Source organism: uncultured Psychrosphaera sp. (genome assembly GCF_947500655.1).
Lineage (GTDB): Bacteria > Pseudomonadota > Gammaproteobacteria > Enterobacterales > Alteromonadaceae > Psychrosphaera.
In genome coordinates this window covers 318,572-337,063 of the sequence record NZ_CANMSK010000001.1, presented here as the reverse complement: position 1 = coordinate 337,063, position 18,492 = coordinate 318,572, and the positions used below count along the sequence as shown (strand labels likewise).

Genomic DNA, 18,492 nt, shown 5'->3' with positions numbered 1-18,492 from the left:
ATTAAAATCCTTTAATATTTTTGATATAGCGGTCACGTTCACGGTATTTTATTTTTAATGCTTCAACTCGTTTAACTTCCGATTTTTGATCTTCAGTTAATACAGTCAATGCGATATCCGCAGACTTAATGGCGTTGCGATAATCAGAACGTAAAGCAAATAACTCAGCACTGGTTATATGGTATCTAGCCATATTTTCATCGGCTTTATAGGCTTCGCGTAAAAGTTGTGTCGCTAAAAAATCGTTTGGTTTTGATAATAAATAATATTCTAAAATACCAATAGCTTTTTTCTGTTCATTATTTTTTACCAATACATTGGCGTAGTTTAACGTAACTACAGAATTATTGGGTCTTAATTGGTAGGCGTAGGCTAATTTATCTAGAATTTTTCCAGGCTTATTTTGCGCAATATATAAATCGGATTGAGCATCTAAGATATATAAATTATTGCTTGTTAACTCTTCTAACTGAGTAAGTTGTTGCTCAGCTAAATCTAATTTACCAGTATCTAAATAAGCTAAGGCTAAACCGTATTGTGCTGCAAATTGTTTATTGCCTTGTTGTTTTTTTACTAGGTCTTTAAATATTTCTACAACATGATCTTTATCATATATATAACGAGCCATGACACGTGCTCGCATTAATAAAAAATCAATTGAGTCAGCATAGAACCTTTTAGTATATTGCTGAGCTCTTAGTTTAGCGTCAGTTACTCGTGAGTCAGCCAAAGGGTGAGTAACCAAAAACGGAGCTAACTTAGTTTGATATCTTTGTTGTTCCTGTAATTTACCAAAAAACTCTGCCGCAGCATAAGGGTCAAATCCAGCGGTGGCTAATATATTCATGCCAATGTTGTCAGCTTCTTGTTCATTGCTTCTGGTGTAATTGATCATAGCCTGTTGTGCACCAGCGGTTGTAACCATCAACGAAGCCATCATAGCTTGCGGGTTAATTGCAGCTAGTAAGATAGAGCCTACAATGCCTGCTAATGTCATATTCGATGTTTGTTCAGATTCTTGTTTTTTACGGGCTAAATGGCGTTGGGTAACGTGTGCAATTTCATGACCTAATACCGAAGCAAGCTGACTTTCTGTTTCAGCACTAGCAATTAAGCCCGTATGTACGCCTATATAACCGCCATAAAATGCAAAGGCGTTAATATCTGGGCTATTCACTACAAAAAAAGTAAAGGGGAAGTTCACATCTTTAGAGTGGGCAACTAGCTTATTGCCAACAGAGTTAATGTATTCATTAACGAGTGGGTCGTAAAGTAATGAAGCTCGCCCTTGTAATTGATTAAATATAATCTCTCCAAGTTGCTTCTCTTTCTCGATACTTAATACCGTTAATGCCGATGCGCCTAAATCAGGAAGTTCATTATTAGCTGCAAATGATGACGTTGCTGAAAATAAACAGACAGAAATAGCAAAGGCGGTAAATGTTGAGGTAATTTTTTTATACATAGACTACTTTTGTTTTCTCATTTAATTTTTGTAGGATAACGGTTAACTGATAGATCACAAACCATCATCTAAAATTTGGTTTTTAATGACATCGTCAGGTGCCATATTTGGGTTAGAACTTTGTACACTGAATGCATCTTTAATTGACATGCCCTTAATGGCGTATACTTCAACCTCTTGTTCTAACTTAGTAATTATAATATTTACTACATTATAAGCATGTACGATAAGTGCCATATCTGCTTCATCACCGTTTTTATTATTAAATGCGATGAATTTATGTAGTTGAGGTATTCGTACTAATACCTTCATTTGTGAAGGATCCCAAACATTAAATTCCATATTTGGATCGCCACAACGGTATTCATCAATCAGTTTGTCTTTGACGTATGGTAAGGCAATTAGTTCATAACCTTGTCTATTAAATACATGGTAAAGACAAACTCGAGGCTTTCTTAAAGGTTGTATTAACTCAATATGGTCTACTTTGTTAATATCAATGGATGGGTCTATACCTAAATTATTATAATTCCAATTACTGCGATCAACGATTTTTTTATAGGCATTGTCAAAACCATGACTGATGAAGCCTTCAGATTCGGCTACTGCATTGGCAATAAGATGAAAAAAAGCGGGCGTTTCCCCCCAGTTGATTTTCTTTTTATAGACGTTAATATCCTTAATCGTTGGATTGACAGGCAATAGCGGAGTGTCAGGATAATTAGCCATAATAAAATACTACTCTTTAAATTACTTTAACTACAAGTATTCAATATTGTGATAGATTAATGAAGTAAAAAATTAATAATATTAGCGTTAATTTATGATATTCAATGGAAAAGGGCTCAAATGCCCTTTGGCATTTGTAAAAGCCAAACAAGTTTTAATTAAAAATAAAGTCAAAGAATTTATGTTTGATGATGAAATTAGTCTATACAATTTTACAACTTACCTAGATAATCAAAATATAATTTATCAGTCTGAATCTCTATGTGACTGTGTAAAAGTAAAATTAGCTGACGATAACAACGTAAAGTAAAGGACCAAGTAAGACATGTTTGACGTATTGATGCAGTGGTACAAGAAAAACTTCTCAGACCCAAATGCTGTAACCTTAATGTTAGTTATTATATTAACCGCATTAGTGATCACTTTATTTGGTCAACTCTTGATCCCCGTATTTGTGGCATTAGTCGTTGCATTTTTGTTGGAATGGCCTGTAAAAAAGGTAACTCAGCTAGGGTTAAATCGAAACCTAAGCACAACTATTGTTATTGGCATATTTATTGGCGTGATGACTATGGTATTTGTTTTGGCTATCCCTGTTATTTGGAAACAAAGCATCGGCTTGGTCAAAGAATTACCTGATATGATGGTATATATAAAACGTTATATTTATACCTTACCAGATTTATACCCAAGTCTAGACCCTGCACTTATTACTAACTTAGTTAATAATTTTGATACCAAATTAGTCTCAGTATTAGAAGATTCAGTACAAGCAGTAATGGCTTCATTAACTAATGTGGTTGCTATTTTGGTTTATGTAATTTTAGTGCCTATGATGGTGTTTTTTATCTTAAAAGATAAGGTTAAATTATTAGCTGGTTTTGATAAAATCATGCCGGTTAAACGACGTTTGATCACTCAAGTAACAAACGAAATGAATGAACAAATCATTAACTATATTCGTGGCAAAATGATTGAGTTAGTGATTGTGGGAACAACCACTTACATTGCCTTTCTTATAATGGACTTACGTTATGCTGCTGTTTTAGGTTTGCTGGTTGGTTTGTCGGTATTAATTCCTTACATTGGCGCTGCTGCGGTAACGGTACCTGTGACCATTGTTGCGTTATTCCAATTTGGCCTAACACCAGATTTTTATGCCGTAATGATTGCTTACGGGGTTATTCAAACACTTGATGGTAACTTGTTAGTGCCTTTACTATTTTCAGAAGCTGTCGACTTGAATCCGGTTTATATCATAGTGGCTGTATTATTCTTTGGCGGTTTATGGGGTTTTTGGGGCGTGTTTTTTGCTATACCTTTAGCGTCATTAGTGAAAGCGGTTATAAATGCTTGGGCAGGGAAAAGCGAACCCGAGAATTTAGAACCGGGAGAATGTAAATAATTGCTAATTATTTACATTCATTAAAACAAAAAATCTTATTTTATACTTAATTTTATTATAGGTCGTGAGATTCGTAACAGCATGCTTATTTAACAAAAATACCAATCAGTTTAATTGACTGACATTAAATTTGATTGGTCTTAGCTCTAACCTCTAACCTCTAACCTCTAACCTCTAACCTCTAACCTGCCAAAGATGTCTAGATGAGAATTTACCTCAAAAAGAATAAAATTCCACTCGTAACGAATAGCCAATTCACAACAATCCCCCCTAAACTGATCGTTTAATATACTCGTGTAATATGGTGTAATATTTTGAATAAGGTAATTATGTAATCATGCTGTTATACATTCCAATATTTTAATTAAGGAAGTTTACATGTTTATACGTTATTTAACGGTTAGTAACCTTGGTTGTTTTAATATATCTAAACTACTCAGTCATAGTTTGCGCGTTGTTGCAGTCACGGCTTTTGTTTTTACTCTAGCCGCATGTAGTCGCTCCTCTTCAAGTGACTCGGGTGATACTGAAGTGGTGGTTGATGGAGGAAATAGCTCAGAAGTAGACACAACCCCTCCAACAATTACCTCTGGCACAACAGCAACATCGATAGATGAGAGCAGCGGTGCAAGCCAAGTTATTTACACTGCTACATCAGATGACAGCGCAGCCGTGTATACATTATCGGGTACTGATAGCAGCTCATTTACCATTAATGTCAGTTCAGGTGCGGTAACGTTAACCGCTAACCCAGATTATGAAACTAAAAGCAGTTATAGTTTTACCGTGGTTGCCACAGATAGCGCAGGTAACAGTGCTTCTACTACGGTAACTCTTGCCGTCAATGACATTGCTTTAACCTCGTTTAGCCTTGATGATATTGATGCTGCATCTGGTGATATTAAACAAATGACTTTAACGTGGAGTTCAGCAGCTTCAATTAATACTCAAAGTGTGAAGTATAGCGTATGTGAAAAAGACACCACGCAAACCAACAACTGTAATGAATTAATGTTAGTAACGGATGAATTAACCGCCGATGTTACGGTAAGCAGCTTAGTTAGCGCATTATCAACGGATTATTTTATTTTAGCCTCATCAGCTGGTGAGTTTGAAGCGTCTTCAGAAGCGAACGTTGGTGTAGATGAAGTAACCAAAATGATTGGTTATTTCAAAGCCTCTAATACAGGCTCTGGTGATTATTTTGGTCAATCCGTTGCGTTAAGTGATGATGGTACGACGTTAGCGGTAGGTGCTCCTTATGAATATAATAGTGCAACGGGCGTTATTACTGATGGCTCAGAAACGACAGATGTTAGTGAGGCTATCTTATCTGGCGCTGTATATCTATTCAGTCATAACAGTGGTAAATGGGTGCAAACCGCGTATGTAAAAGCCTCCAATACAGACGCTAATGATTATTTTGGCTATAAAGTCGCGTTAAGTGATGATGGCACGACGTTAGCGGTAGGTGCTTTTAGAGAAGCTAATACGGCAAAAGGAGTCTTTACCGATGGCTCGGAAGTAGACGGCGATGTGGGTACAGCGGACAGACCAGGTGCCGTATATCTATTCAATAACAGTGGTGGTACTTGGACGCAAATTGCGTATGTCAAAGCTTCCAATACTAGCTCAAATGATCAATTTGGTACCACTCTTGCCTTAAGTGGTGATGGTTCGACGTTAGCCGTAGGTGCTCGATATGAAGATAACGCTACAGCAGGCGTTATTACCGATGGCTCAGAAGTCGCAGGCCATACGGGTGGTGGGTTATATTACAGTACTGGTGCCGTGTATGTATTCAGTAATAGCAGCGGAGCTTGGGCACAAACTGCTTATGTAAAATCCTCCAGTCCAGAGTCGTTTGATTTTTTTGGTAATAGTGTCGCGCTAAGTAATGATGGTACGACTTTAGCGGTAGGTGCTCCAGGTGAAGATAATGGTTTTACTGGTATTCTCACTGATGGGTCAGAAGCCGGTGGTGGTGATGGCACAACGGACGATTCAGGCGCCGTATATCTATTCAGTAACAGCAGTGGTACTTGGGAGCCAACTACGTATATAAAAGCTGCCGATGCAAGTGAAGATGATTTTTTTGGCGTTGATTTAGCGTTAAGTGGTGATGGTGAGACTCTAGTTGTGGGGACTCCATATGACGATAATAGTGCAACGGGCGTTATAACAGATGGTTCAGAAAGTGTTGATGTTGGCTTAGCGAGCGACTCAGGCGCCGTATATTTATTTAGTAAAAGTGGTGGTTCTTGGGCGCAAACTACGTATTTTAAAGCCTCCAATCCAGGCGCCAATGATTATTTTGGCAATTTTTTAGCGTTAAGTGATGATGGCGCGACATTAGCGGTAGGTGCTGTTGAAGAAGATAATAGTGCAACTGGCATTATTATTGATGGGTCAGAAAGCCCTGATAACGGAGGTGGTGATGTTAGTACAGCGGAAGGCTCAGGTGCTTTATATTTATTCACTATCACTGATGGCAGTTGGGGACAAACGGCGTATATAAAAGCCTCCAATACAGGCGAAGTTGATTATTTTAGTACCAGTATAGCGTTAAATAGTGATGGTACGACGTTAGTAATAAGTAGTACAAAAGAAGATAATAGTGCAACGGGTATTATTACTGATGGCTCAGAAAATTCAGATACAGGAACAGGAGATGTTGGCACAGCTTTTGATTCAGGTGCAGTGTATATTTATTAAGTGAAGATTTTCTGGTGAGGCCTGATTTAATAAAGCTGGCTTTTATAAGGCTTAGTTTAATAATGTAGTGTTTGTTGCGAGTGTTAAAACCAGCCAATAAATGCTGCAGTATCATCAACGTCAAAATACCACAGATACAAAAATCTGAGCAGATGATTTAAAGCCAGTCAGCTAAACTGACTGGCTTTTTGGTTTTTACTGAGCACTTAAAATTCTAATCTCTGATTTATCTCTACTACACTTATTTAGCTAACTGCTCTAAAACATCCAATACCACTTCATGATGGTCTTTGGTTTTAAACTTATTAAAGAAGTGTTTAATAGTGCCGTCTTGACCAACCAAAAAGCTTAAACGATGAATGCCGTCGTATTCTTTACCCATGAATTTTTTTAAACCCCATACGCCAAAGTCGTCAGCGACTTTATGGTCTTCATCAGATAATAGTGGGAAGTTTAATTCATCTCTTTCAGTAAACTTAGTTAAGCGTTTAACCGCATCTGGGCTTATGCCTACAGCAATGGTATTAAAACTTTCTAATTCAGATTTTGTATCACGTAAATTTTGCGCTTGTACAGTACAGCCTGGCGTCATGGCTTTTGGGTAAAAATAGACTAAAACTTGTTTAGTTTTTAATGTTTCAGCTAAATCAAACACGTCACCGTTTTGATCTTCAAGTTTAAACATTGGGGCTTTGTCGCCTACATTAAGTGTATTCATTGCTTTACTCTGCTAATTAGTTATGTGAATTAGTGTTTTATATCTTCTTTAAAAGATAGTGCTCTCAGAAAAAGAGTTAAAAATTACTGTTCGATGGTGATTGGACTAAACGTACAAGTCATGCCTAAATTTCGGCATAAAGCTTCACAACCAGATGTTATTACATCAAGTTGTATTTCGTCAGTTAAGCCAATTCTAATTTCAGCTACCTGCCATTCTTTACCATCTTTATTAGTAGCTTTAGATTTTAAGCTACTAACACTTACTTTGTGTTCGGCAAAAAAGCTGGTTAGTAAGCGAATAGTACCTGAGCTATCTGGACCATCAAAAATAACCTGGTATTGAGTACGCTCAAGACCTTTATGAGTTGTTGTTCTTTTCATCATAGTTAACAAGTTAAGCGACATGGCTAACGGAGGAAGTTGTACTTCCAATTGAGCTAATGAAGCATTGTCACCAGCTAATAACATGATCATAGTAAACTCACTACCAAATATGGCCATTTTACTATCTAAAATATTACATTTACATTGCGTGATTAATCCGGTTAACTGGCTTACTAGGCCGGTTCTATCTTTACCTATAACGGTAAGTACTAAATGTTTGGTTGGAGTAGTAGAAAACGACGAACTCATTGTATAAAAATCACACTATTTATTGCTTTATGTCGGGCAAGTTTAACATATAAGTATAAAAACACACCAGAAGGTTGAAAGACGCTTGTTTTGTTATATACGCCTGAGCTAACATAGCCGGCTTAATATCAGGAGGGATCATGTCATCCACAGTAACTAATAATTTTTCAGGTTGTTTTGTCGCATTAATCACACCTATGTTTGAAAATGGTGATGTTGATTATTCTGGCTTAAAGAAATTGGTAGATTGGCATATAGAAAGTGGCACTGATGGTTTAGTTATTTTAGGTACTACAGCGGAAACAGCTACATTAACTGAACAAGAGCAAGCTCAAGTGCTAGATGTAGCAATTGCACAAAACCAGGGGCGTTTACCACTTATTGTTGGTAACGGCTTAAATTGCACCCGTTCTACTATTGAAAAAACCAAACAATTAGACAATTTAGAAATAGACGGTTATTTAACCGTGACGCCTTATTATAATAAGCCAAGTCAAAAAGGTATGGTTGAGCATTTTAAAGCGGTAGCCGCAGTAACCAGCAAACCTGTTATTTTATACAATGTGCCTTCTCGTACAGGTGTAGATTTAAGTAATGAATCTGTATTTGAGTTAATGGCAGTTGATAATATTGTTGGCATTAAAGACGCTACCGGTGATTTATCACGTGTAAGCGCAATGAAACAACAAGACCCATCATTTTTATTATTTGGTGGTGATGATTTAACGTCTCAACATTATTTATCTTTAGGTGGTGACGGAGTTATCTCGGTAACGGCTAATGTTGAACCAGAATTAATGCAAAAAATGGTTAAGGCAAGTATTGCTGATATTCAAAAAGACGCAGAATTATACGATGAAAAGCTGTGTTTGTTACATCGCGATTTATTTATAGAGCCAAATCCTGTTCCTACAAAGTGGGCTTTAAAAGAAAAAGGGTTGATTTCCAGTGATATGGTTAGATTACCTTTGCTAACAATGGAACCAAATAACCATAAGACCATCAAACTAGCTTTGCAACACGTAAATTAGTCATTCGGAGTACTAAGTGAATTTTATCAAATTGGCAGCTGTATCAGTTGTATTATCGGTTACCACGGCTTGTGCATCATTTTTTGATGAAGACAAGGTTGAGAATAGACAATCTGGCTTGGTTATCCCAGCAGGATTCAGCAATCCTAAAAAAAGTGAAGAGTATGACTTACCAAAAGTTAAAGCTTCTTCGGATGCTGATGGAGAAATTACTTCACCTACAACCGTATTGGTTATATTTGAGGGGAGTTGGATAGATTTAGAAGATAAACATCCTGCAAAAATTAAAGTTGAAAAACCTGAGTTAATTGAAGATTTTCCTACTTTTATTGACCAAGGTATTCAATCGTATGCAAAACAAAATAATTTAACTTTAACTAAAAATAGTACAGGTTATCGAGTTGAACATATTTTACAAGAAGATGACGGTTACTGGTTTTTTGAAGATTTAGTTGATGTTGAAAGCTCTATTTATAACTTAGTTGTTAATATGAAACCGCACGGAAGTAGCGGCGAAATTTATATCGACATGCTAGATTACAACAAACTGAGTGATGAACTAGCACCAAATCATGTTGCTAGTTACAGAAAAGAAGCACTCGCGGTGCAATCGTTAAACGACCTTATGCTAGAGCTAGACTACATTTACCGCGTTAAGTTATTGAAAGAACGTGCATCGTTAGATATAACATTGAAACTAGTAAAAAATGTATCTGGTAATTATGTGATCAGCACACAACAAGATATGAAATATGTATGGTCACAAATTGAAAGCATTATTGAAGATCTTGGTTTTGAAGTAGAAGATTCAGATGAAGATTTACATATCTTTGATGTTATTTATAGAAAATCAGATGATTCATTATGGGAACGTTTATTCCATTCAGACTACTCAGGTAAGTTAAATATTGAACCTGGTGACTATGAAGTGGTATTAAGTTCAAGTACCACAGGTATTCATATTAGCTTCCGTTCTAAGAAAGGCTCATTCTTAGATAAATCAAGTATGGAAGAACTGTTTGAACTTATGATGAAAATAGTAAAAGAAGATGAAGCTGAGCTTTAATTTTCAACTCTTAATTTACTTGCATTAGCTTGAAAATTAGAAAATAAACAAGGGCGCTCATTGAGCGCCTTTTTTGTTTTTAGAGCAGATTATTATAAGAGCGATGACAAATTGTACATTTATAACAAAATAGGATCTTAATCAGATCTTTTGCTTGAATTTGAACACTTTAGCCCTTATAAACAAGCTTAATAACTATAATCATAACAATGAGAGGCATGAATCTTATTGTTATGAATCACGAAAATATTCAGGGATCCTATGCCTGCTTTAAATCGAATTATATTAATCAATACCCATATGAGTGGCATTGTAGAATTAAAACTAAATGGTCACACCAACATCTGTGGGACCAATGCATCAGGTAAAACTACGTTACAACGCTTAATCCCTGTTTTTTATGGTGAATATCCAAGTCGTGTTGTACCTGCTACTCGTGATAGTTTTGAGCGCTGGTATTTACCAACTCAATGCAGTTATATAATTTATGAATACTTTAGAGACAACGACGAAACGTGCCAAGTCGTTTTAAGCTCTGGCGGCACAGGTGTAGACTTTAGATTAATCGCCAAAGCGTTCGATATTGACGATTATGCGCAAACCTCGTTAACCGAAGAACGTCATGTTATTACTCCAAAAGAACTAAGTCGTGACATAAAACGCCAAGGCATTATTTGCAGTCGCATATTAAACACCAAAGAATACAAAGCAATAATTCAAAATGACCGTGGTGTGTTATCCACAAATAGGGACTTACCTGGTCTAGCCCGATTATTTAGCTTGTGTGAACAAAACACTAACTTACGCCATATAGAAAAACTCGCTAAAGCCGTACATTCTAAAGAAGGAAAAATGGAAACCATCAAAGCCATGGTTGCTGCTATTTTGGAAGAAGACGGCGTTCAGCCGGGTGAAACTAAACTTAGCCACAACAAAGTGGAAGAGTGGATACGAGAGTGTAAGCTAATCAAAGGGTTTGAAGATATAAGGCCTGAATTTAGCAAGTTAGAGCAAGCGCATTTTGAATACGGTGAAAACAATCAAAGACTCGCGCAACTAAAACAACAATATTCATTAGACTTATCTAAAGTGGCTCAGCTCATTGCTGAAAATGAAGCTTCATTAGAAGAAGTGACATTAACCATTAAAGAATCGGAGTCGGTTTGGTCAGAACAAAGAGATAATTTAAATCAAACCTTATCAGGTGCAAAAGCGGATAGCCGTAAACTAGAGTCTGAATTAGACACGGTTGAACAGCAGTATGATGAGTGGCAAGACAAGAACATAGACGAATTAAGTCAGAATTTAGAAAACTTACCTCGCTGGAAAAATGAATTAGAAAGTGGTGAATCTCGTTATACTTTGTTAACTGAAAAACACCAAGATATTGAAGCCACATTCCATAAGCGCAAAAGTGAAGTTCAAGAGCAGCATAATCAAGAGCTAGAAGGGTATAACGAACAAAAAGATACAGGGCGTGATCAACTTGCTAGTAAAAATGCAGAGCAACAAACCCAATTATTAAATACCCAACAAAAATATAAAGACCAAATTGCAGCAACCATTGCAGATTATCAAAATCAGCAACATGATTTAAAGAACCAGATAACAGAAGTAAGCACGTTAACTAATAATGTAGGCTTTACAAATCAAGAACAAAACCAAATTGATATCTTTGAACATACAATCAAAGAAGCATCCAGTATTGAAGATAGTTGCCGAGACCGTTTACGCCAAGCTAACAACGAGTTAAGCCAAACTAAAACCAATAGAGATAAAGTTAATAAAGAACTGGAACAAAGCCGTAAGCAGTTTGCAGAGCAACAGATACGAGTAGAGCACACAGAACAACTCCTGTACCCAGGACAAAATACCTTAATGGAATTTTTGCGCCGTGAAAAGTCAGGTTGGGAGTTAGAACTTGGGAAAGTTATTCACCCAGACTTATTAAAACGTACCGACTTACACCCAAGCCTAACCAATGCTGACGACAAAAGTCTGTTCGGTATTTTATTGGAATTGGCTAATGTGCCACACCCTGAGTACGCAGAGTCTGAACATGAATTAAAAAATCGTTTAGAGCAAGAACAAGAAAGATTGAGCAATATTATTGCCAACCAAGATGTCGCCGAAGCTAAATTGGTTGACGCCAACAAAGCGGTTAGAAATGCGGAGATGCTACAAACAAAAATCAGTACAGAATTAAACAATGCTGAATTAAGTCGTAAACGAGCTCAACAAGATAAAGACGACTCATTAAAAGAGTTTCATCAGGCACTGCAAGAACGTAAGCAAGGTTACACTAAGAAATTAGCCAAACTCAAAGCAGACAGTCAAAAGTTAAACTTGTTACAAGAAGAGACAACTAGCGAACTACAAGATCAACAACGTGAAGCTGAAATGGAACTAAGCTCTCATTGGCAATTAGTGATCAACGACATCCAGCAGCAGTTAGCTCAGGTAGAAGCACACATATCACAGTGTCGTAGCTCATTAAAACAAGAGCTGTCAAAACTAGACAGTTGGTTAAAAGACGAATTAGCCAATCGTGGTGTTGATGTAGATGTTATTGGTCAGCTAAAACGAGATATTGCCCAATTAAAACAAGATATCCAATTAACTGAAAAAAATAGTCACTTAGTAGCGGAATACAAACACTGGTATAACACTTACTACATGGGACACAAGGTTAAGTGGCAAGAGCAATTGGCTGATGTACGTAAAGTCATTAGTGATACGTCTCGTGAATTAGAAAAGCAACAAAGTACCTACAAGCAAAATCTAGAGCTGGCTAAAGCGAAACAAATTCGTTTTGAGAAGAGCTTAAAAGAAGCCAACGAGCATGAAGAAGAGCTTGGGAATATCAATAAACAATTAGTCAAAGTAAAATTACCTGCGGCTGAAGTAACTGAAGATAACAGCTCGATTTCTCAACGTATTAATGAAGGCCAAACTCGTTTAGCTAAGCGCGAAGAACTAAGCGCTGACATCAAAGCTTACGTAGAGCACTTTGATCAAAAAATTGCTGCGCAATCAGGCACAGGTTTTTACGATACGTGGGAACATAGCCGAGCTGAGTGCTCTGTAGTTAATGAACACGGTATACGCTCGTTAGATCATATTCGTTTGGTGGGTCACTTAGACCGCTTTATTAATGAATTAGTACCGCAACGTGTTAACGGTATTCGTGAACAAGGCCGTATATTCGGTCTAGCCTTGTCTGAGTACTACAAACTTCTAAAAGACATAGAAGGGCATATAGGCGGACAAAGTAAACGTATCAGTAAAGAAGTAGATGAAGAGCTGTTTTTGGACGGTGTATCTGAGTCGGCTGTAAAAATTCGTTCCAAAATTAGTGAACTAGAATTTTGGCCAGAACTGCAACAGTTTAATCAATTGTACACTGACTGGATCAGTGAAGGCGCCCACGATTTACCAGGGGATGATTACGCCTACAGCATGCGCCGAGTTATGGATATTTTAGGTCGTTCGGCGTTAACCGGTGGTATCAGTAAATTATTAGATATTGAACTGCATATTAAAGAAGGCAATAGCGATTTAGTGATCCGTACTGACCGCCAATTAAACGAATCTTCAAGCCACGGCATGGCGTACTTAATTCTATGTAAATTCCTATTAGCCTTTACACGCTTATTACGAGGCAATAGTAAAACAGTTATTCATTGGCCAATTGATGAATTAGGGACCTTACATCAAAGCAATATCAAGAAAATATTTGATGCTTGTCAGAACAATAATATTCATGTTGTTGGGGCGTTTCCAAATCCAGAATCAGAAGTACTAACCTTATTCAAAAATCGCTATTTGATAGATAAAGATAAAAAACAATTACAAGTAGTACAGCCTAAAATAAGTGCGATTACGCAGAAGTTGCAATCAAAAGAAACGCAAGGAGCAGACGCATGATCACAGAACAAGGTCGCGTATTAGAGTTATTGTTATCGGGGCAATTTGTTTGTACTACGATAGATGAAGATGCCTTTCGTTATTTACAATCCAGTGCCAATAGAGAGCTGGTGGAGCAACAATTAAATGTTCTTAACCGCCACTTATCTAGTGCCGCTGATGGAGAAGTTTATTTTTGTTCATATCAATCCATTGGCGATGCTGAGCGAAAAATATTAGCCACTCAATTTAATGATATATCTAGCCATCTTTTACCATTAATAGAATGGTTACTATTAGTTCAAGAAGCCATGGGAACAGATATACCGTTAACTCAAGGCACATTAATAAGATTACAAGAATTACAAACCGTGGTTGAAGATACGCCTGCGTATGCAGAACAACTGGGTAAAATATCTCGTTATGCCATGTTTGGTTCAAAAGCGAACGAGTTAGACTCGCAGCTTAAACTTATATTTAAACGCTTAGTTGAACTTGGTTATTTAGTACGTCCAAATATGGATAAACAAATCTACTGTGCCACAGGAAAAATTGATTATTTATTTGATGTGCTTAAATTTATTGACGAGACCGAAAACTTGTCATTAGCCGAGCGAGCTGACGATTCAATTAGTCAATCAAGTTTGATATAAGGTTAATAGATGAATATTAACTTAAATAAATCCGGCATAAGTTTACTTAACGCGTTAAGTAATCATTCTGAATTGATCATGCAAGCGTATTTTAGCGGTAGTGTTAATGAATCGGAATATTCGCCTAACATTATCCAGAGCTTAATCGACCTAAAAGTATTATGGCGTCCAGACTCCGACGTACAATTACGTTTACGTCCATCTCTGCGTACTTTATTAGGAGAAAGTTTACAGGATGAAAGTAACCGTCAAATAGACGCCAATATCGGAAACTTACTGGCAACGCTAACCACACAAGCCGAGCACTACAAAGAAGCATTAGCACATCAAAAGTATCATGAATCACAAGCGTATTTAGCGGATTTAACTGAACACGTGTATACATTAACTGAAACGTTAGCGACAAACGTACGTTTATTGTGGTCACGTATTAGTAATGAATTTGGTTACGTAAGCTCGGTCGACTCTAAAATTCGTGAAAACGAATTAGCACAAAGCCAAGTCACAGACATGTTAAATCAATTGTCTATGTTCCATTTTGACGTATTAAGTCAGTTAGCCGGTAGTAATAGAGAGTTACGTCATTTACTTGTGATCACTTTGCAATCTGCTTTTGCCACCAGTGCTCAAGAGCTCAGCTTAGTGCAAAGTAAATTACTTGAACTACTTGGCAGATTCAGAGAATTTAAAGGCAGAACGCGTTTACTAAAAGGCTTTATGTTACACATGGAGCAAAAACCAGATTTTATACCGGTGAATTATAGCGCTCAAACACAAGTGCCCAATTTATTTAATCGTGCTGATAGGATTATAAAAGGTGCTGCACCAGACGTTCATAATATGGAACAGGAATTTGAACTAACCTCTTTGGTTGATAACTTACGTAGTGTTAATCGTTGGTGGCAAACAAATGCTAATCGCGCAGTTGCAAATCCTCTGGTGATTGAAGAGGAATCATCGGTATCACTAGAAGAAGATTTGTTAAAAGACGCAGTAGAAAATTACTTCTGTGAAGTAATAGACTCAGGAAAAAATACCAGAGCATTAGATTATTATACAAAGCATAATTTAGACTTTGATCAAGAAGTATGGATATACCAAGTGTTAGGCGCATTCCAAGGTTTACCTGATAGCGAACGCCAATATTTTGATATTGACTTAGAAGGTATACCGCACCAAACGTATACAGGTAACTTTATCATTCAAGATATTGAGCTAGGATTACGTTAAACGTACATTTAAATAACAAAATTAAATAGATCAACAATAGGAACAAAGATGAACCCAATTATCCAAATATTAAAAGAACATAATGTAAGCCAAGATCAAATTAACGACCTATTTAAAACACTAACAGAAAACCCAATGGCCGCTATGATGACCATTCAAACGCTGGGTATCCCACCAGAAAAATTACAATCATTAATGGGCTTGGTAATGACGAACCCTGGTTTAATTAAAGAAGCAGTTGAAGAGTTAGGTTTAGATTTTTCTAAAGTAGAACAAGCAAAAACGACATTAAAGAATGGACAGTAGATAAGAGGTTTGAGTTTCGAGTTTTGAGTTTCGAGTTACGAGTCGCGAGTTTCGAGATAAAAGCTACGAGAGTCGAATTCTGGGCTTTATCTTCAGCCGTTGGCATGTGATTGTCAGCGGTAATCAACCTAATCGTTCCCCAATTTAAAAACTGTCAATCTATGAACTGCCGATTTACGAGCTTAGTATGCGCCTAGATAAATTCATTTGTAAAAGTACCAATCTCACACGAGCAGAAGCACGAGAGGTCATAAGCTCTGGCAGAGTGCAGATCAACGGTTGGTACGACTGTCATGAAGCCACTCAAGTTCATGAGAATAATGTAATAACCTTAGATGGTGTTATTCAACAAGCTCGCCCATCGCGCTATTTAATGTTGCATAAACCTGCAGGCTTTGTCAGTTCAAATGTCAGTGGCCGATACCCGTCACTCTTTGATAACTTAGCTACTGATAATTTAAGCATTGCTAATTCAGCTATTGCTGATAGCAATAACTTAGATTTACTGGATGTGGAAAACCTACACATAGCAGGGCGATTGGACGCAGATACAACAGGGCTGGTTTTGATCACAGATGATGGACGTTGGTCATTTAATGTTATTTCACCAAAAAGTGAGTGTGAAAAGGTCTACCGAGTGACACTGCGAGATCCCATTACTGAAGACGCTATAAAGCAACTGGTTAACGGCGTATTACTCAGAGGCCGAGAAGAATTAACTTTACCGGCCAAACTAACGGTGGTGTCTGAAAAAGAAGTGTTACTCACCATAACTGAAGGTAAATACCACCAAGTAAAACGTATGTTTGGCGCAGTGCGCAACAAAGTAGTCGCATTACACCGTGAACAAATTGGGCCATTAAAACTAGATGTCCCACTAGGTCAGTGGCGTTATTTGACAGAAGACGAAGTGGGCTATTTTTATGAAGAGTAAAAGCAGTCGTAAGTTGTAAGCTATAAGTCGTAAGTGGAATCGAGTTAAAAATTGATTGTTTATACTTAGAACTGTTGTTAAGTTATTATGATCAAAATTTCATCATAATATATTACCTGCGAAAAAATTGCTTTTAACAAGGATTGTGACAAAGGTAACGTTTTATACAAAGGGGCATTATGAAATACCTAATATTATTTTTATCTTTAATTTTAACAGGTTGTGGAGTTACAGGCTCAGCAAGTAAAGCCAATTTCCCATTGTTAACCAATTCATCAACATTTAGTGCAAATATAAACCCTAGATTCTAACTGGAAGTGCACCACCTAATTCATTAGCACATTAAGAAAAACAGCCTATTTTTTGGACTCGCTTTTTAACTAAATTTGGTTGTAGGTGAAGTTCTACAGCCTCGTTAGCTAACTAATCAAACATTGTGGATCACACATAAAAGGAATTACTGTGAAAAAATCTATATTACTAAGTTTTATTCTATTCAGCTCTTTTTGTTCAGCAGATACTGATACTGAATTATTTTTACTTGAAGCTGTAAAAATAGGTAATAAAGTACAAGAAATATCCAAAGGGAAAAGTTTAGTTGAAAAGCTTCCGCTTATAGAAACTCTGTCTAAAGAGTACACGGTTGACTCGACTGCATTTGATATATTAATGCAGGAACTTAGTGTCAGCTATTCATTTGCGGGCCAATATAAGGAAGTGCTTATATCTAATGATAGGCGTTCAAATGAAAACACCTCTACTTTGGAGGATTTAACGCAATTTGAAGCTAAAGATGCAATTCATCAAATTTTGAAAAATGCTGAAACCCATCAAATAGTAATGATTAATGAAGCTCATAATAGAAGTCAACACAGAGTATTAACTTACCGGTTACTTGATGGATTATGGAAACAAGGCTTTCGTTATTTTGCCGTTGAAGCACTTGCTAACAACGCTTCAAAAGAAATTCAAAAAGGTTATATTACTAACAATGTTGGGTATTATACAAAAGAAGCCATATTTGCCAATTTAATACTAAAAGCAAAAGAAATGGGTTTCGAAATAATATCTTATGATAATGACAAACCAAGAAAGTTAAATACCATTGAAGAACGTGAAACCAATGCGGCACAATCCATTAAAGAAAAAGTTTTTGATAAAGACCCCAAAGCTAAAGTTCTAATTCATGTCGGCTATGCCCATATAAGAGAGGATGAGTGGTTAGCAAGTAAATTAAAAGCAATCACTGGACTTGAAACGCTCACTGTTGACCAAACCAAGCGTATGGAAAAAAGTGATGAATTATATGAGCATCCAACATACACAATGGCTGTTAAAAAGAATACGCTAAAAACACCTTTTGTTTTTCTAAACAATAACCAAGTTTGGAGTTCAAACCCTAATCAATGGGATATTTCAGTTTTTTGGCCGAGAACTACCTATCAACAAGGTCGTCCTGATTGGGCTGATTTAGGTCGATTAGCACACAGCATTACACCTAGCGACTGCAAGGATATGTTTCCATGTATGTTTGAAGTGTTTAAATTTAATTATGAAGATGAAGCGCCAATAGACAGAACAATTGTTTCTTCTTCAAAAGATAAGAAGATAGTGTTTTTGTCAAAAGGCGATAATATTATCGTAATTACTGGAAATGATGGAAAGCTAATAGCTAAAAAAACAGTCGTTGATTGATCCC

At 36.8% G+C, this 18,492-nt stretch carries 15 protein-coding genes; 11 read left to right on the top strand and 4 right to left on the bottom strand.

Going from position 1 to position 18,492, the window contains the following annotated elements; genetic code table 11:
• Nucleotide 1: 1 nt before the first annotated feature.
• Complete coding sequence (locus tag Q0940_RS01515) at nt 2-1,465, bottom strand: M48 family metalloprotease (RefSeq protein WP_299263050.1); 1,464 nt, start codon at nt 1,463-1,465, stop codon at nt 2-4.
• Between the two features lie 54 nt (nt 1,466-1,519).
• The gene (locus Q0940_RS01510; RefSeq protein ID WP_299263048.1) at nt 1,520-2,194 is read right to left on the bottom strand and encodes a hypothetical protein; all 675 of its coding nucleotides are present in this window, start codon (nt 2,192-2,194) and stop codon (nt 1,520-1,522) included.
• 325 nt (nt 2,195-2,519) lie between these two features.
• Between Q0940_RS01510 and Q0940_RS01505 the strand changes: the two genes are divergently transcribed.
• Nucleotides 2,520-3,599 (top strand): AI-2E family transporter, encoded by a 1,080-nt coding sequence (locus Q0940_RS01505; RefSeq protein ID WP_299263045.1) that lies wholly within the window; start codon nt 2,520-2,522, stop codon nt 3,597-3,599.
• A gap of 378 nt (nt 3,600-3,977) precedes the next feature.
• Complete coding sequence (locus Q0940_RS01500; protein ID WP_299263043.1) at nt 3,978-6,314, top strand: cadherin domain-containing protein; 2,337 nt, start codon at nt 3,978-3,980, stop codon at nt 6,312-6,314.
• Nucleotides 6,315-6,555: 241 nt separating this feature from the next.
• Here Q0940_RS01500 and bcp read toward each other — a convergent pair whose 3' ends face one another.
• Together bcp and Q0940_RS01490 are read right to left on the bottom strand one after the other, a co-directional pair.
• Nucleotides 6,556-7,032, bottom strand: coding sequence for a thioredoxin-dependent thiol peroxidase (bcp, locus tag Q0940_RS01495; RefSeq protein ID WP_299263042.1), 477 nt, complete (start codon nt 7,030-7,032; stop codon nt 6,556-6,558).
• An 83-nt stretch (nt 7,033-7,115) separates the two neighbouring features.
• Nucleotides 7,116-7,667, bottom strand: a complete 552-nt coding sequence (locus Q0940_RS01490) for an ACT domain-containing protein (protein ID WP_299263039.1) — start codon at nt 7,665-7,667, stop codon at nt 7,116-7,118.
• Between the two features lie 140 nt (nt 7,668-7,807).
• Between Q0940_RS01490 and dapA the strand changes: the two genes are divergently transcribed.
• The 9 genes from dapA (at nt 7,808) to Q0940_RS01445 (ending at nt 18,488) form a co-directional block, all read left to right on the top strand.
• Nucleotides 7,808-8,698 (top strand): 4-hydroxy-tetrahydrodipicolinate synthase, encoded by an 891-nt coding sequence (gene dapA / locus Q0940_RS01485; protein ID WP_299263037.1) that lies wholly within the window; start codon nt 7,808-7,810, stop codon nt 8,696-8,698.
• A 16-nt stretch (nt 8,699-8,714) separates the two neighbouring features.
• On the top strand, nt 8,715-9,764 hold the full coding sequence (bamC, locus tag Q0940_RS01480) for an outer membrane protein assembly factor BamC (protein ID WP_299263035.1): 1,050 nt from the start codon (nt 8,715-8,717) through the stop codon (nt 9,762-9,764).
• Between the two features lie 261 nt (nt 9,765-10,025).
• Nucleotides 10,026-13,691 carry an ATP-binding protein gene (locus Q0940_RS01475; RefSeq protein WP_299263033.1) on the top strand — a complete coding sequence of 1,222 codons (3,666 nt, stop codon included), beginning with the start codon at nt 10,026-10,028 and terminating at the stop codon, nt 13,689-13,691.
• Nucleotides 13,688-14,323 carry a hypothetical protein gene (locus tag Q0940_RS01470; RefSeq protein WP_299263031.1) on the top strand — a complete coding sequence of 212 codons (636 nt, stop codon included), beginning with the start codon at nt 13,688-13,690 and terminating at the stop codon, nt 14,321-14,323. The genes Q0940_RS01475 and Q0940_RS01470 overlap by 4 nt, the downstream gene beginning before the upstream one ends.
• A gap of 9 nt (nt 14,324-14,332) precedes the next feature.
• Nucleotides 14,333-15,553: a phosphoenolpyruvate carboxylase gene (locus Q0940_RS01465; protein ID WP_299263029.1), complete on the top strand. Its 1,221-nt coding sequence runs from the start codon at nt 14,333-14,335 to the stop codon at nt 15,551-15,553.
• Between the two features lie 48 nt (nt 15,554-15,601).
• The gene (locus Q0940_RS01460) at nt 15,602-15,859 is read left to right on the top strand and encodes a DUF2999 family protein (protein WP_299263027.1); all 258 of its coding nucleotides are present in this window, start codon (nt 15,602-15,604) and stop codon (nt 15,857-15,859) included.
• Nucleotides 15,860-16,046: 187 nt separating this feature from the next.
• A complete protein-coding gene (locus Q0940_RS01455) occupies nt 16,047-16,793 on the top strand; it encodes a 16S rRNA pseudouridine(516) synthase (protein WP_299263025.1) in 747 nt (248 codons plus the stop codon).
• A 179-nt stretch (nt 16,794-16,972) separates the two neighbouring features.
• Nucleotides 16,973-17,104: a hypothetical protein gene (locus tag Q0940_RS01450; RefSeq protein WP_299263023.1), complete on the top strand. Its 132-nt coding sequence runs from the start codon at nt 16,973-16,975 to the stop codon at nt 17,102-17,104.
• A 151-nt stretch (nt 17,105-17,255) separates the two neighbouring features.
• Nucleotides 17,256-18,488, top strand: a complete 1,233-nt coding sequence (locus Q0940_RS01445; RefSeq protein WP_299263019.1) for a hypothetical protein — start codon at nt 17,256-17,258, stop codon at nt 18,486-18,488.
• The last annotated feature ends 4 nt before the right edge of the window (nt 18,489-18,492 follow it).

Excerpts from the sequence above, each read along its gene's own strand:
- Q0940_RS01515 (WP_299263050.1), bottom strand. The coding sequence starts at position 1,465 with ATGTATAAAAAAATTACCTCAACATTTACCGCCTTTGCTATTTCTGTC.
- Q0940_RS01510 (WP_299263048.1), bottom strand. The coding sequence starts at position 2,194 with ATGGCTAATTATCCTGACACTCCGCTATTGCCTGTCAATCCAACGATT.
- Q0940_RS01505 (WP_299263045.1), top strand. The coding sequence starts at position 2,520 with ATGTTTGACGTATTGATGCAGTGGTACAAGAAAAACTTCTCAGACCCA.
- Q0940_RS01500 (WP_299263043.1), top strand. The coding sequence starts at position 3,978 with ATGTTTATACGTTATTTAACGGTTAGTAACCTTGGTTGTTTTAATATA.
- bcp (WP_299263042.1), bottom strand. The coding sequence starts at position 7,032 with ATGAATACACTTAATGTAGGCGACAAAGCCCCAATGTTTAAACTTGAA.
- Q0940_RS01490 (WP_299263039.1), bottom strand. The coding sequence starts at position 7,667 with ATGAGTTCGTCGTTTTCTACTACTCCAACCAAACATTTAGTACTTACC.
- dapA (WP_299263037.1), top strand. The coding sequence starts at position 7,808 with ATGTCATCCACAGTAACTAATAATTTTTCAGGTTGTTTTGTCGCATTA.
- Q0940_RS01475 (WP_299263033.1), top strand. The coding sequence starts at position 10,026 with ATGCCTGCTTTAAATCGAATTATATTAATCAATACCCATATGAGTGGC.
- Q0940_RS01470 (WP_299263031.1), top strand. The coding sequence starts at position 13,688 with ATGATCACAGAACAAGGTCGCGTATTAGAGTTATTGTTATCGGGGCAA.
- Q0940_RS01465 (WP_299263029.1), top strand. The coding sequence starts at position 14,333 with ATGAATATTAACTTAAATAAATCCGGCATAAGTTTACTTAACGCGTTA.
- Q0940_RS01460 (WP_299263027.1), top strand. The coding sequence starts at position 15,602 with ATGAACCCAATTATCCAAATATTAAAAGAACATAATGTAAGCCAAGAT.
- Q0940_RS01455 (WP_299263025.1), top strand. The coding sequence starts at position 16,047 with ATGCGCCTAGATAAATTCATTTGTAAAAGTACCAATCTCACACGAGCA.
- Q0940_RS01450 (WP_299263023.1), top strand. The coding sequence starts at position 16,973 with ATGAAATACCTAATATTATTTTTATCTTTAATTTTAACAGGTTGTGGA.